The sequence below is a fragment of the Serratia marcescens genome, from assembly GCF_006715005.1.
In the GTDB taxonomy this organism is placed as follows: Bacteria; Pseudomonadota; Gammaproteobacteria; order Enterobacterales; family Enterobacteriaceae; genus Serratia; species Serratia montpellierensis.
The window spans coordinates 2,047,211-2,060,969 of record NZ_VFMJ01000001.1; the positions used below are offsets into that span (position 1 = coordinate 2,047,211).

Consider the following 13,759-nt stretch of genomic DNA (forward strand, 5'->3'; position numbering starts at 1 on the left):
TCTTCTCACCTCGCCCAAGCGGCGAAAAATAAGTCGCTTCTGCCGCCAATGCGCGTAATATCGACAATCCGCCCCGATTTATGGGCGCGGATTTTTTGCCGTTCTGGCCTGAAAAGCGAGGGAATAAGATGAATCATAATGACCTTTCTCAGTGCCGCGTGGACACCGACCGTTTGTTGATTGCCCCCTTTACCGCAGCAGACGCCGACGATGTTTACCAGGCGATCACCCCCACTCTGACGCGCTTTATGACCTTTGAGCCGGAGGCGTCACCGGAAGATTTCGCCAATGTCTGGCAAAGCTGGCTGCCGCTGATGCGCGAAGGCGAAGAAGTGATCTTCGTCGCCCGCCGGCGCGAAGACCGACAGTTCGTTGGCGTCGGCGGCGCGCGCAACCTGCGCAGCCACACCCCGGAGCTGGGCATCTGGGTTAAAGAGAGCCTGCATGGCCAGGGTTACGGGCGCGAAATCGTGCAAGGTATCGCGCGTTGGGCCAGCGAACGCTTCCAGCCGCCGCACTTTCTCTACCCGGTGGCCGAACAGAATACCGCCAGCCGCCGCCTCGTCGAGTCGCTGGGCGGCGTGCTGGCCGGCCGCTGCGAACGCATCAAGTATGACGCCGTGGTGTACCACCTGCCGCCTCAGCGCTAATCAGCATCGGGCCGCCGGCCCGGTGTGACCTTTTTTTCTTTCCGCCGTGATAACCGCTGCCACTGCCTGCGGCTTTGTGCTAATGATAGAGGTATGTAGGGTAAAAACAGTTGAGGAACAGCAACATGATTATTTTTGTTACCGGCGCCACCTCCGGTTTCGGCGAGGCCATTGCGCGCCGTTTTATCCGTGAAGGCCACCAGGTGATCGCCGCCGGGCGCCGCCTTGAGCGTCTCGAAGAGCTGCAGGACGAATTAGGGCAAGCGCTGCACATCGTGCGGCTCGACGTGCGCAACCGCGCCGCCATTCAACAGGCGATCGAGGCACTGCCGGCCGAGCTGCGTCAGATCGACGTACTGGTGAACAACGCCGGGCTGGCGCTGGGGCTGGAGCCGGCGCACAAGGCCAACGCCGATGACTGGGAAACCATGATTGACACCAACGCCAAAGGGCTGGTGAACATGACGCGCGCACTGCTGCCGGCCATGGTCGAGCGTAACGTCGGCCATGTGATCAACATCGGCTCCACCGCCGCCAACTGGCCTTACGCCGGCGGCAACGTGTACGGCGCCACCAAGGCATTCGTCAAACAGTTCAGCCTGGGCCTGCGTGCCGATCTGCACGGCACGCGTATCCGAGTGACCGATATCGAGCCGGGCCTGGTGGGCGGCACCGAGTTTTCCAACGTGCGCTTCAAGGGCGATGACGGCAAGGTCAATAAAACCTACGAAGGCGCCGATGCGCTGACGCCGGAAGACATCGCCGAGTCGGTGTTCTGGGTCGCGACCCTGCCGGCGCGCGTCAACATCAACACGCTGGAAATGATGCCGGTCAGCCAGTCCTTCGCCGGGCTTAACATCCACCGCGGCGCCTGATCCCTGGCGGCGGGAGGCGACTCCCGCCCTATTTCCTCAGGCCGCGCGCCAGCCGGAAACGATGATCAGCATGCCCACCAGCGCCACCCCGGCGCCCACCCAGTCCAGCGCAGACAGCTTCACCCCGTCCACCACCCGCAGCCACAGCAGCGCCGTCGCCACATACACGCCGCCGTAGGCCGCGTAGACCCGCCCGCTGGCCGCCGGATGCAGCGTCAACAGCCAGACAAACAGCATCAGGCTCAATGCCGCCGGCAGCAGCAGCCAGGCGCTGCCCTGTTTCTTGAGCCAGAGATAAGGCAGGAAGCAGCCGATAATTTCAGCCAGGGCAGTGGCGAAAAACAACAGCGTAGTTTTTAACATCGGTCGCAGTTTTCTCTCGGTAAATTAAACGAATCGGCGCTTGGCTGGTGAATTCCAGGAGCGCGGTGGTATATTTGTCACCACGCCTGCGGGCGAGGTAACGCCAGTGTCGCCATCATCAGGCGCACTCACTCATAAGGATGAAACGATGAAAACATTTTCGACCCAACGACTGCTGCGCGGGATGCTGCCGGTCGCCATGCTGGCCGTCATGGGCGCCTGGCAGGCGCCGGCGCTGGCCGCCACCTGCACTCAGGGCAGCACCTGCGTCACCGTCGATGGCAAAGGCAGCGGCGCGATGAGCACCGAAGAAGCGCGCCAGAGCAAAGAGCAGTGGAATGATACCAAAACCCTGCGCCACAAGGTTAACACTCGCGTCGAGAAAGAGTTCGACAAGGCCGATCGCGCGGCAGATGACGAAGACCGCTGCAACGACAGCAACAACGTTAACGCGTACTGGGAGCCGGACACCCGTAAATGCCTGGATCGCCAGACCGGGCGTCGGATTATTCCTTAATCCGCCTGCGGCGGGCGGGCAAGCGTGAAACCCGGCCGCCGTTGCTGCTATCCTGTTACAGGAAGTCCATTGTCTAAAAGGATGACGTGATGAAAAAAACGCTGATATTAACCGCTGTATTGCTGGCCGGCGCGCCGTTAGCGGCCCTGGCCTCCTGCGAAAGCGTGAAAGCGGACATTTCGCAAAAAATCGTCAATAACGGCGTACCGGAGTCCGGCTTTAAACTGGAGATCGTGCCCAACGATCAGGCCGATCAAGCGGGCGGCCAAGTGGTCGGCCACTGCGAAAACGACACCCAGAAGATCGTCTATACCCGCCTGAGCAACGGCGACGATCGCGGTGACGCGGCGCAGACCGGCACCAGCCAGGATACCTCCAACACGCAGTAAGCCACACCGGCTATCCCGGGCGCTCTGCAGCAGCGCCCTTTCCTTATCCCTTACGCCTGCTCAGCCTCTTCTTCTTCGCCCTGCGGCCGACAACGCGCCGGGATCAGCATGGCTGCCGCCAGCGCCAGCAAGGACACCAACGCCGACACCAGAAATACCCAATGCAGCGAAGCCGCCACCTGCTGGGTCAACTGCGCCAGCGCCTCGCCCCCCATGCTCTGCCGCACCGCCGGCTCCATCAGCCGCTGCACCGGATCGTCGATTTCCGGCAGACGCCATTGCAGGTTGAGGTTCAGCGTGGCGCCCAGAATCGCGGTGCCGATGGCCGACCCCACCATGCGGGTAAACACCGTACAGGCGGTGGCGATGCCGCGAATGCTGTAATGGGCCGCGTTCTGCACCGACACTAAAAATGTGGTGTTGCACAGCCCCATGCCGGCACCGACCATAAACGCCGCCACCCGGCCCCACAGCAGGCCGCCGTTCGGCTGCAGCATCAGCAGGATCAGGCCGCCCGCCACCAACAGCAGCGCCCCCAGCAGCGCCGTGGCGCGATACGAGGTCATCAGCATCAAACGGCCGCTCAGCGTGCTGGCCAGCGGCCAACCGATCGACATCAGCGCAAGCGTGGTGCCCGCCTCCAGCGGCGAGCCGCCCATCACGCCCTGAATGAAGGTGGGCAGGAAGGCGCTGATGCCCATCATCGCCGCGCCGATCACCAGCCCGCCGATGTTACCGGCGACGATCACCCGGCTTTGCCACAGCGCCAGCGGGAACAGCGGTTCGACCGCGCGCCGCTCCTGGCGGACAAGCAGCGCCAGCGACGCCGCCGCCAGCGCCAGCAACGGCGCCACCCACCATCCCAGACTTTCCATCTGCAACAGCGCCAATAGCAGCGCCGAAACGAACAGCGTCAGCCAGGCGGTGCCCGCCAGATCCAGCGCGTGCCGCCGCAGCTGCTGATGCGCCGGCAGATAGCGCCAGAGGAAGGACATCGCCAGCAGGCCGATCGGCAGGTTGACCCAGAACACCAGCGCCCACGGCAGATGCTGGACGATAAACGCGCCCAGCAGCGGACCGATGATCGCCGACACGCCCCATACGCTCGACAGGTAGCCCATCACCTTCGGCCGCTCGGTGGCGCTGTAGATATCGCCAATGATGGTGGAAGCGATCGGCATGATGGCGCCGGCGCCCAACCCCTGCAGCAGACGAAAGCCGATCAGCCAATACATATCGGGGGCGAAGCCGCACAGCACCGAGCCCAGCAGGAACAGCGTGGCGCCGAAGAAGAACACCCGCTTGCGGCCGTAGAGATCCGCCAGCCGCCCGTAGATGGGGATGGTGATCGCCTGCGCCAGCAAATAGACCGCGAATACCCACCCCAGCAGCGAGAAGCCGCCGAGGTCACCGATGATGGTCGGCATGGCGGTGGCGACGATGGTGGCTTCGATCGCCGACATGAACATCGCCAGCATGCAGGCGATCAGAATCAACGGGCGGTGGGCGATGGGTGCGGGTGAAACGTTATTTGTCATGGCGTTATGCAGGTTTCCTGGCGTTTTTATTTTCCCTGAGTATATCAGCAAGCGCCTGCGCCGAGTCTATCCGCCCTCACATCCTGTCTTTGCCGGCGGCGAATCGCACCATTTGGACCGATTGTTACGGCGTAACGTTTCGCTGCACATTTTTTTCACTTTCCGCGCATCCCAGCGCTGACGCGGGCTGAGGCGCCGATCCGCGTAATCTCAATCAACTGATTTTGTTCATAAAACTTGGCATGGCTAACGACAGGGTGCTATACCTTCCCTAGCCGGGGTCATTGGGCTTCGTGCTTTCTCTAGTTTAAATATCAGTATCTTATGCTGATTAATTCACGTATTGAGCCGCCGTTCAGCACGCTATGCCGAACACACCCTTCGCTCAATGTCGCTAACCTCATGCGAAACGCCCGTTTTGTACCGCCACGCCCGTCGGGCAGTGGGTAACAATCAGAGCGGAATGCGCCGTCTCATCGGCCGCTCCGCGCAACGGAGGACGCAACATCATGCACAAGTCAGCGCCATACCGGCGCCTGCTCCTCGGGAGCCTGCTGTTTATCGCCGTCATCGCGCTGCTGGTTTACGGCATCGGTTGGGAAACCCTCAAGGCGCGCCGGGAAGATTTGATCTACCTCGGCCAGCAACACATGTTCCTGGTGGCGAGCTCCATGCTGCTGTCGCTGCTGGTCGGCATTCCCAGCGGCATCCTGCTGAGCCGCCCCTTTGCCCGCCGCTGGGCGGAACACGTGATGCAGATCTTCAACGTTGGCAACACCCTGCCGCCGCTGGCGGTGCTGGCGCTGGCGATGGTGATCATCGGCATCGGCGATCGGCCGGCGGTGGTGGCGCTGTTCCTCGCCTCGCTGCTGCCCATCGTGCGCAATACCTATGCCGGCCTGCGTTCGGTGCCGCCGGCGCTGGTCGAGGCCGCCAACGGTATTGGCATGACCGCCGGACAGCGGCTGCGCCAGGTCGAACTGCCCAACGCCCTGCCGGTGATCTTCGCCGGGGTGCGCATTGCGATGGCGATTAACGTCGGCACCGCGCCGCTGGCGTTTTTAATCGGCGCCAGCAGCTACGGCGAGCTGATTTTCCCCGGCATCTACCTGAACGACTTCCCGACGCTGATCCTCGGCGCCGCCGCCACCGCGCTGATCGCCCTACTGCTGGATCTGGCGCTGGCCGGTCTCGGCCGCCGGCTCAGCCCGCACACAGCATCCTGATGGGAGAAACGCGATGACTCGATGGTTACAACGCCTCCGCCACGCGCTGCTGTTCTCCTTGCTGATGACCGGCGCGGCCGCCTGGGCCGCCCCGCTCACGCTGGCGAGCAAGAACTTTACCGAACAGCGCATTCTGTCGGCGATCACCGTGCAATACCTGCGGGCCAAAGGTTTTCAGGTCGAACCCAAGACCAATCTGGCCACGGTGATCACCCGCAACGCGATGATCAACAAACAGATCGACATGACCTGGGAATACACCGGCACCTCGCTGATCATCTTTAACCACATCAATAAGCGCATGACGCCGCAGGAAACTTACGACACGGTGAAAAAACTCGACGCCAAACTCGGCCTGGTGTGGCTGCAGCCGGCAGACATGAACAACACTTACGCCTTCGCCATGCAGCGCCAGCGCGCGGAAAAAGAGCAGATTCGCACCATGTCGCAGCTGGTGGCCAAAGTGGAACAGGTGCGTAAAACCGACCCGAAACACAACTGGCTGCTGGGGCTGGACCTGGAGTTTGCCGGCCGCTCGGACGGCCTGAAGCCGATGCAGGCGCTGTACGACATGCCGCTGGACCGCCCGCAAATCCGCCAAATGGACCCCGGCCTGGTCTACAACGCCATCCGCGACGGCTTCGTCGATGCCGGGCTGGTGTACACCACCGACGGCCGGGTGAAAGGCTTCGATCTGCAGGTGCTCGAAGACGACAAGGGCTATTTCCCGAGCTATGCGGTCACGCCGGTGGTGCGCGCCGAGGTGTTGCAAAACACGCCGGGGCTGGAAGCGGCGCTGAACACGCTGTCGAAACAGTTCAACAATCAGGTGATCACCGAGCTGAACGCTAAGGTGGATATCGACTACCAGACGCCGCAACAGGTCGCCGACGCGTTCCTCAAGCAGCGCGGCCTGATTTAGGGAGGCATGTGATGAATACTGTACTTTACGCCTGGCAAAACTGGGCCTATATCGCCGGCTTGACGCTGGAGCACCTGCTGCTGGTCGGCGTCGCCGTCGGCCTGGCAATCCTGATCGGCGTGCCGCTCGGCGTGCTGATCGTCCGCCACAAATGGCTGGCGACGCCGGTGCTGAGCCTGGCTACGCTGGTGCTGACCGTGCCCTCCATCGCCCTGTTCGGGCTGATGATCCCGCTGTTTTCCTTAATCGGCCACGGCATTGGCTACGTGCCGGCGATCACCGCGGTGTTCCTCTACTCGCTGCTGCCGATCGTGCGCAACACCCACACCGCGCTCGACAACCTGCCCGGCGGGCTGCGCGAAGCCGGCCGCGGCATCGGTATGACGTTCTGGCAACGCCTGCGCTGGGTAGAGATCCCGGTGGCGCTGCCGGTCATTTTCGGCGGCATTCGCACCGCTGTGGTGATGAATATCGGCGTGATGGCAATTGCCGCGGTGATCGGCGCCGGCGGTCTCGGCCTGCTGCTGCTCAACGGCATCAGCAGCAGCGACATCCGCCAGTTGATTACCGGCGCCGTGATGATCAGCCTGCTGGCGATCGTCCTCGATTGGTTATTGCACCGCTTGCAAATTGCGCTTACGCCCAAGGGGATCCGCTCATGATTAAATTGGAAAATCTGACCAAACAGTTTATGCAGAAGAACGGCACGCCGTTCAACGCCGTCGACAACATCAATCTGGACGTGCCGGAAGGCGAAATCTGCGTGCTGCTCGGCCCTTCCGGCTGCGGCAAAACCACCACGCTCAAGATGATCAATCGCCTGATCGAACCCACCGGCGGCACCATTCTGATCAATGGCGAAGACACCAGCGCGCTGGATACCGTCAGCCTGCGCCGCAAAATCGGCTACGTCATCCAGCAGATCGGTCTGTTCCCCAACATGACCATCGAGGAGAACATCACCGTGGTGCCGCGCATGCTGGGCTGGGACAAAAAACGCTGCCACGATCGCGCCGAGGAGCTGATGAGCATGGTGGCACTGGATCCCAAGCGCTTTTTGCACCGCTACCCGAAAGAGATGTCCGGCGGGCAGCAACAGCGCATCGGCGTAATCCGCGCGCTGGCGGCCGATCCGCCGGTGCTGCTGATGGATGAGCCCTTCGGCGCGGTGGACCCGATCAACCGCGAAACCATCCAGAACGAATTTCTCGACATGCAGCGCCAGCTGAAAAAGACCGTGATGCTGGTGAGCCACGACATCGATGAAGCGCTGAAGCTCGGCGATCGCATCGCGGTGTTCCGCCAGGGCAAGATCGTGCAGAACGCCAGCGCCGATGAGCTGCTGGCGCGGCCGGCGAACGACTTCGTCGCCTCTTTTGTCGGCCAGGATCGCACACTGAAGCGCCTGCTGCTGGTGCAGGCCGGCGACGTGGCCGATCAACAGGAAACGGTGACGGTGCGACGGGAGACGCCGCTAGTGGAGGCGTTCGGGCTGATGGACGATATCGATGCCCGCTCGGTGACGGTGGTGGACGCCGACGGCAAACCGCTGGGGTACGTCAAACGCCGTGAGGCGCGCGGCGCGCCGGGCGTCTGCGCCGACAGCCTGCACCGTTTCCGCGTCACCGCCCGTGCGGAGGAGAACCTGCGCGTGGTGCTGTCGAAGCTGTACGAGCACAACACCTCCTGGATGCCGATCGTCGATGAAGACGGCCGCTATAGCGGCGAAATCTCGCAGGATTACATCGCCGACTGCCTCAGCTCCGGCCGCACGCGCCGGGTGCTGACGCCGCAATAACTCACCCCGGGGCGCCGACCGCCCCGCCCATGCCGCAGTTTGATAAAGATTCACTGGTCATCGGCCGGAGCGCCAAGCACAATGCGCTGATGACCCTTTGATTTTTCTCACGACGCCGCCCACGCATGAAAAGACTGGTCCACCTGCACCACTATCGCGCCCTGTTGCGCAGCCTGTTTATCGCCGTGTTCATCGGCATCGCCGCCGCCCTGGCGGTGTGGCTGTTCCACCGTTCGATGATTGGCCTCGAGTGGCTGCTGCTCGGCAATGCCGACGGCAGCCTGGTGGCCGCCGCCGCCGCGCTGCCCGGCTGGCGGCGCGCCCTGACGCCGGCGCTGGGCGGCCTGGCGGCGGGCCTGCTGCTGTATATTCACCAGCGCTACCGCCACCAGCGCCCGGCGGCGCCCACCGACTATATGGAAGCGATCGAGACCGGCAACGGCAAGCTGGACACCGGCGCCAGCCTGGTGAAGTGCCTGGCGTCGCTGCTGGTGGTATCGAGCGGCAGCGCCATCGGCCGCGAAGGCGCGATGATCCTGCTGGCGGCGCTGGTGGGCTCGCTGTTTGCCCAGCGCTTTACGCACGAGAAAGAATGGAAACTGTGGGTGGCCTGCGCCGCCGCCGCCGGGATGGCCAGCGCCTATCATGCGCCGCTGGCGGGCAGCCTGTTTATCGCCGAGATCCTGTTCGGCACCCTGATGCTGGCCTCGCTCGGCCCGGTGGTGATCGCCGCGGTCAGCGCGCTGCTGATGACCAACCTGCTCAACGGCGGTCAGGCGCCGCTCTATCTGGTGACGCCGCTCGCGGCCCCCCTGCCGACGCAATACCTGCTGATGGCGCTGGTCGGCGTGGTGGCCGGCGCCGGCGGGCCGCTGTTTTTATGGCTGATGACCGCCACCGGCCATGCCTTCCGCTCGCTGCGGTTGAAGCCGCCGTTGCAGCTGGCGCTGGGCGGCCTGATCGTCGGGCTGCTTTCGCTGCTGTTCCCGCAGGTGTGGGGCAATGGTTACAGCGTGGTGCAGGCGCTGCTGATCGCGCCGCCGGGGGTGCTGCTGCTGGGGGCGATCCTGGTATGTAAACTGTTGGCAATCCTCGCCAGCAGCGGGTCGGGCGCACCCGGCGGGGTCTTCACCCCGACGCTGTTCGTCGGCGCCGCGCTCGGCTCGATCATCGGACAGCTGTTTGGCCTGTGGCCGGGCATGGATACGGCGGTGCCGCTGCTGCTGGCGCTGACCGGCATGGCTACCCTGCTGGCCGCCACCACCCATGCGCCGATCATGGCGGCGCTAATGGTGTTTGAAATGACCGGCGAATACGCGCTGCTGCCCGGCATTCTGCTGGCCTGCGTGATCGCCACCACCGTGTCGCGCGGCCTGCGACCGGTGTCGGTGTATCATTCGGCGCCGCCGCCCAAACGCGAAGCTTAGAACTCGCCCTGCTGCAGGATTTTCCTGAACTGCGGGCACTGCAGGTGCTCGGGTTCAGGGCAATCGGCCATGTGCCGCAGCCCGTCGCGCACCTGCATCAGGCGTTGGATATGGCGATCCAGCTCATCCGCCCGCACCGCCAGCAGCCCACGATCGATCGCTATCTTGCCCCGTTCGTCAAACAAGGCGTTCATCTCGTCCAACGTAAAACCGGCCAGGCGCGCCAGCGCGATCAGCCGCAGTTGGTCAAGTACCCCGGCGTCGTATTGGCGGCGCAAACCGTGGCGGCCTATCGACGCGATCAGCCCCTTTTTTTCGTAATGCCGCAGCGCAGACGGCGCGATCCCGCTCAGGCGCGCCACCGCGCCGATATCCAGTTCTTTTGCCATTGACTTGAAGCCGACTTTAAGTTGCACACTGTGCGCACATTATCACGTCACTGCGTTAAGGACACCTGTATGACCCCCGATCTGTTAGTGCGCATCCTGTTAACCGGCGCCGGCGCCACCCTCTGCATGGATCTGTGGGCGCTGCTGCTGAAGCGGCGCTTCGGCATCCCTTCCCTCGATTATGCGCTGGTGGGCCGCTGGTTTCTCGGCATGTCCGACGGCCGCTGGTTTCACGCCACCATCGTTACGGCGCCGCCGCGCCGGGGGGAGAGAGCAATCGGCTGGATATTGCATTACGCCATCGGCATCGCGTTTGCCTTTATCCCGATCGGTTTGGCGGGCATCGGGTGGTATGCGGCGCCGGAGCCGCTCATCGCGCTGTTGAGCGGCTGGCTGAGCCTGGCGGCGCCGTTTCTGGTGATGCAGCCCGCGCTGGGTTTTGGCGTAGCGGCAGCGAAAACCGCCTATCCGCGAAGAGCACGGTTGCTCAGCTTGCTCACCCACACGGTGTATGGGCTGGGCCTGCTGATCGCCGCCCGGTTGTTGGCGGCGCTTTGCGTCTGATCGAGCTTACAGCAGCGTGGAAATATCGAGATAGTGCGCCAGTTCGCGCTGCTCCGCACGCGGCAGGTACGGAACCTCACCCAGCAGCGGCGCGGGAATGCGCTGCTGCAGTGCCTCGATGGTTTCGGCGTAGTGTGCCAACCCCGGATTGATGCGGTTGGCCACCCAGCCCAGCAGCGGCAGGCCGTCGTTGATGATCGACTGCGCGGTCAGCAGCGCGTGGCTGACGCAGCCCAGCTTGATGCCCACCACCAGCACCACCGGCAGCTGTTCCTGCACCACCCATTCGGCGTAAGGCCGCAGATCGTTCATCAGCACCCGCCAACCGCCGCTGCCTTCCACCACCACCGTGTCGGCCTTGGCGGACAGATCCCGCAGGCCGCTGCTCATCAGGCCGTAGTTGATGTCCTCGGTCGCATGCGCGTGAAACACCTCATCCAGGCAGGTGATGGGATTGATCTCCTCGTAGGACAGCGGCAGGGTTGAGGATGCCTGCAACACCAAAGCGTCTTTATTGCGGATGCCCTCGCTGGTTTCCTGGCAGCGTGCGGCGATCGGCTTGTAGCCGGCCACTGAACGGCCTTCGGCGGCCAGCGCCTGCATCAACCCGCGGGAAACCACGGTTTTACCGACGTCGGTATCCGTGCCTGTCACAAATAAACGCTTCAACATGAATAAAATGCCCCAGAATGCCCCGTTAACAATGTGTCGCCGCATCGGCGGCGAAGAAGTCTTTCGGAAAAATTCTAGGGGATGCGCCCCCATAGGGGCTTGAGGTAGCTCAATCTTTTGCGGAATTAATAAGAAGTTCTGATGTTAGCCTTGCAGCAATTGCACCAGCAATGAACCGTTGTACAGCGCCTCTTTCACCAGCGCCGCACCGGGCATGGTGCCCTGATTGAAGAACTGCGTGGATTCGACCTTGACCTGCTCGCTGTAGGCCGGCAGCGCCTGCTGGCGAATGCAGGAGGCGATGGCCGGGTGCAGGATCTCCGCCGCGCGGTTGAGCGGCGAGCCCACCAGGATCTTCTCCGGATTGAACAGGTTGACCATGATCGCCAGAATGCGCCCCACGCTGTGCCCAACGCCAAGAATGATGTCCCGCGCCAGCTGATCGCCCGCCAGCGCGGCGTCGCACAGCGATTCAACGGTCAGCGGAGCGCCGTGCAGGCTGGAGCTCATCGAACCGCTCAGCCGCTGCTGGGCGATCTCCAGGATGTTCTCAATGCTGGCCACGGTTTCGAGGCAGCCGTGGTTGCCGCAGTAACAGCGTTTGCCGTACGGATCGACCTGGGTGTGGCCGATCTCCACCACGCTGTGGCTGCCGGCGTGCAGTACGTGGCCGCCGGTGATCACCCCGGCGCCGACGTTGTGGTCGATCACCACCTGAATCACGTTCTGGCTGCCGCGCGAGGCACCATACAGCGCCTCGGCCATGGTCCAGGCGCTGATATCGTGCTGCAGGTAAACCGGCAGGCCGGTGCGGGTTCCCAATGCCGGACCGAGCGGCATCTCCAGCACGTCGTAAAACGGCATGCGATGTACCACGCCGGACTGCACGTCGATCATGCCCGGCAGCGTAATGGCGATCGCCGTCAGCCGCTCCAGCTTGCTTTGGTGGCGGATAAAGAATTGGTCGACTTCGGTCAGGATGCGTTTCAGCAGCGGTTCAGGGTGTTCGGCCGCCAGCGGCAGCAGCTCCTCCACCACCAGTTTGCTGCTGAGATCGCGCAGCGCCAGCGTGATGCTGCCACGGCTGATACGGGCAGAAAGGTAATGCCAGGCCTCGGTATCCAGCACCAGCCCCACCGCCGGGCGGCCCCGGCTGCCGATTTCCTGGTACTCGGTTTCCTTGACCAGATGGGCTTCCAGCAGTTCGCGCACGATCTTGGTGATGCTGGCGGGCGCCAGCTGTGCGCGTTTTGACAGTTCGATGCGCGAAATCGGGCCCAGTTGATCGATTAGCCGATAAACCGCCCCCGCATTGGTCTGCTTGATTTGATCGATATGCCCAGGCTGCCCAACCGCAATCACAAACCTGCTCCTACTATTTTTCGCGCTTCTAAATAAAGACTAGGGGTTATGGTGGGGCTTTTGTCATACAGCGTCAACTATTTGATTCGTTATGTGATTTGCTGCACAAATTCCTCGCAATTTCAGCGTGAATTGATTTTTATTTGCCCAAGTTCAACGTCATTTCAGCATCAACGCCATCAGCGCCTGCGCGGCAGCGGTCAGCGGCCGCCGGCGGTGATGCACCAGCCACACTTCGGTGGTGGCGTCCGGCTCCGCCAGCGGCAAATAGCGCACGCCGTCCACCCGCACCCGGGCGAAAGAGGCCGGCAGAATCGACACCCCTAACCCGGCGGAGACCAGCCCGATGATGGTCATCGCTTCCCCCACTTCCTGGGTGATGTATGGGGTAATGCCGGCCTTGCCGAGCAGCAGCAGAATTTCGTCGTACAGCGCGGTGCCCACTTCGCGCGAGAAGAACACGAACGGCTCCTGCGCCAGATGTTGGAACCGCAGCGCGCCGCCGGGCGTTTCCGCCAGCGGATGCCCTTCCGGCACCACCGCCACCAGCGGTTCGCGCAGCAGCAGCTGATAGTGGAGCGCCTCCGGCAGCCGCGTGTTGCGCATCACCCCCAGATCCAGCTCACCGTTCAGCAGCGGTTCGATCTGCTGTTTGGTGTTGATTTCGCGCATTTTGATATGGACCTGCGGGGACTGCTGACGAAAGGCGCGCAGGCTGCGCGCCACCACGCCGATAAAGGGCGCGGAAGAGGTAAAGCCGATGGTCATTTCCCCCAGCTCGCCGCGATCCAGACGCGCCGCCTTTTCCGCCGCCCGCCCAACCTGATCGAGCACCTGGTAGGCTTCTTTGAGGAACATCTCCCCGGCCTGGGTCAGGCTGACGTTACGATTGTTGCGCGCCAGCAGCCGTGCGCCGACCATCTCTTCCAGCGCCTGGATTTGCTGGCTGAGCGGCGGCTGGGAGATCCGCAGCCGCTCGGCGGCGCGGCCAAAATGCAGCTCTTCCGCCACGGCGATAAAGTAACGCAGGTGTCTCAGTTCGATATTCATATTTAAAACGTCTTAAT

Annotated in this window: 16 protein-coding genes; 10 read left to right on the forward strand and 6 right to left on the reverse strand. The window is 62.9% G+C overall.

Annotation, left to right across the window (positions count from 1 at the left end):
* Nucleotides 1-128: 128 nt before the first annotated feature.
* The gene (locus FHU12_RS09695) at nucleotides 129-650 is read left to right on the forward strand and encodes a GNAT family N-acetyltransferase (RefSeq protein ID WP_141969026.1); all 522 of its coding nucleotides are present in this window, start codon (nucleotides 129-131) and stop codon (nucleotides 648-650) included.
* A 125-nt stretch (nucleotides 651-775) separates the two neighbouring features.
* Nucleotides 776-1,525 carry a bifunctional NADP-dependent 3-hydroxy acid dehydrogenase/3-hydroxypropionate dehydrogenase YdfG gene (gene ydfG, locus FHU12_RS09700; protein ID WP_025302722.1) on the forward strand — a complete coding sequence of 250 codons (750 nt, stop codon included), beginning with the start codon at nucleotides 776-778 and terminating at the stop codon, nucleotides 1,523-1,525.
* A 36-nt stretch (nucleotides 1,526-1,561) separates the two neighbouring features.
* Here the strand turns inward: ydfG and FHU12_RS09705 are convergent, their stop codons facing one another.
* Complete coding sequence (locus tag FHU12_RS09705; RefSeq protein ID WP_025302721.1) at nucleotides 1,562-1,888, reverse strand: YnfA family protein; 327 nt, start codon at nucleotides 1,886-1,888, stop codon at nucleotides 1,562-1,564.
* 148 nt (nucleotides 1,889-2,036) lie between these two features.
* On the opposite strand from FHU12_RS09705, the gene FHU12_RS09710 reads away from it, so the two are divergent.
* Together FHU12_RS09710 and FHU12_RS09715 are read left to right on the forward strand one after the other, a co-directional pair.
* Nucleotides 2,037-2,405 (forward strand): DUF1283 family protein, encoded by a 369-nt coding sequence (locus FHU12_RS09710; protein ID WP_038873959.1) that lies wholly within the window; start codon nucleotides 2,037-2,039, stop codon nucleotides 2,403-2,405.
* Between the two features lie 89 nt (nucleotides 2,406-2,494).
* Nucleotides 2,495-2,794: a DUF1161 domain-containing protein gene (locus FHU12_RS09715; protein ID WP_060432992.1), complete on the forward strand. Its 300-nt coding sequence runs from the start codon at nucleotides 2,495-2,497 to the stop codon at nucleotides 2,792-2,794.
* 50 nt (nucleotides 2,795-2,844) lie between these two features.
* Here FHU12_RS09715 and FHU12_RS09720 read toward each other — a convergent pair whose 3' ends face one another.
* Nucleotides 2,845-4,332, reverse strand: a complete 1,488-nt coding sequence (locus tag FHU12_RS09720; protein WP_141969027.1) for an MDR family MFS transporter — start codon at nucleotides 4,330-4,332, stop codon at nucleotides 2,845-2,847.
* Nucleotides 4,333-4,841: 509 nt separating this feature from the next.
* On the opposite strand from FHU12_RS09720, the gene FHU12_RS09725 reads away from it, so the two are divergent.
* From FHU12_RS09725 to clcB, 5 genes are all read left to right on the forward strand, one after another.
* Nucleotides 4,842-5,558, forward strand: coding sequence for an ABC transporter permease (locus FHU12_RS09725; RefSeq protein ID WP_141969028.1), 717 nt, complete (start codon nucleotides 4,842-4,844; stop codon nucleotides 5,556-5,558).
* Nucleotides 5,559-5,622: 64 nt separating this feature from the next.
* A complete protein-coding gene (locus FHU12_RS09730) occupies nucleotides 5,623-6,480 on the forward strand; it encodes a glycine betaine ABC transporter substrate-binding protein (protein WP_187181970.1) in 858 nt (285 codons plus the stop codon).
* Between the two features lie 11 nt (nucleotides 6,481-6,491).
* The gene (gene osmW, locus FHU12_RS09735; protein ID WP_049199194.1) at nucleotides 6,492-7,142 is read left to right on the forward strand and encodes an osmoprotectant ABC transporter permease OsmW; all 651 of its coding nucleotides are present in this window, start codon (nucleotides 6,492-6,494) and stop codon (nucleotides 7,140-7,142) included.
* A complete protein-coding gene (gene osmV / locus FHU12_RS09740) occupies nucleotides 7,139-8,278 on the forward strand; it encodes an osmoprotectant ABC transporter ATP-binding protein OsmV (protein ID WP_141969030.1) in 1,140 nt (379 codons plus the stop codon). Before osmW ends, osmV begins: the two co-directional genes overlap by 4 nt.
* A gap of 125 nt (nucleotides 8,279-8,403) precedes the next feature.
* A complete protein-coding gene (gene clcB, locus FHU12_RS09745; protein WP_141969031.1) occupies nucleotides 8,404-9,705 on the forward strand; it encodes a voltage-gated ClC-type chloride channel ClcB in 1,302 nt (433 codons plus the stop codon).
* On the opposite strand, the gene FHU12_RS09750 is transcribed toward clcB, so the two are convergent.
* Entirely contained in the window at nucleotides 9,702-10,094 is a 393-nt protein-coding gene (locus FHU12_RS09750; RefSeq protein WP_141969032.1) for a helix-turn-helix domain-containing protein, read from the reverse strand. The genes clcB and FHU12_RS09750 overlap by 4 nt on opposite strands.
* A gap of 69 nt (nucleotides 10,095-10,163) precedes the next feature.
* Here FHU12_RS09750 and FHU12_RS09755 point away from each other — a divergent pair, with 69 nt between their 5' ends.
* The gene (locus tag FHU12_RS09755) at nucleotides 10,164-10,658 is read left to right on the forward strand and encodes a DUF2938 family protein (RefSeq protein WP_141969033.1); all 495 of its coding nucleotides are present in this window, start codon (nucleotides 10,164-10,166) and stop codon (nucleotides 10,656-10,658) included.
* A 6-nt stretch (nucleotides 10,659-10,664) separates the two neighbouring features.
* Here FHU12_RS09755 and bioD read toward each other — a convergent pair whose 3' ends face one another.
* The 3 genes from bioD to FHU12_RS09770 all read right to left on the reverse strand — a co-directional run bounded on the left by bioD (nucleotide 10,665) and on the right by FHU12_RS09770 (nucleotide 13,742).
* Nucleotides 10,665-11,330 carry a dethiobiotin synthase gene (bioD, locus tag FHU12_RS09760; RefSeq protein ID WP_141969034.1) on the reverse strand — a complete coding sequence of 222 codons (666 nt, stop codon included), beginning with the start codon at nucleotides 11,328-11,330 and terminating at the stop codon, nucleotides 10,665-10,667.
* A gap of 144 nt (nucleotides 11,331-11,474) precedes the next feature.
* Nucleotides 11,475-12,692 carry a sugar metabolism global transcriptional regulator Mlc gene (gene mlc / locus FHU12_RS09765; RefSeq protein WP_141969035.1) on the reverse strand — a complete coding sequence of 406 codons (1,218 nt, stop codon included), beginning with the start codon at nucleotides 12,690-12,692 and terminating at the stop codon, nucleotides 11,475-11,477.
* 159 nt (nucleotides 12,693-12,851) lie between these two features.
* Nucleotides 12,852-13,742, reverse strand: coding sequence for a LysR family transcriptional regulator (locus tag FHU12_RS09770; RefSeq protein ID WP_141969036.1), 891 nt, complete (start codon nucleotides 13,740-13,742; stop codon nucleotides 12,852-12,854).
* Between the last annotated feature and the right edge of the window lie 17 nt (nucleotides 13,743-13,759).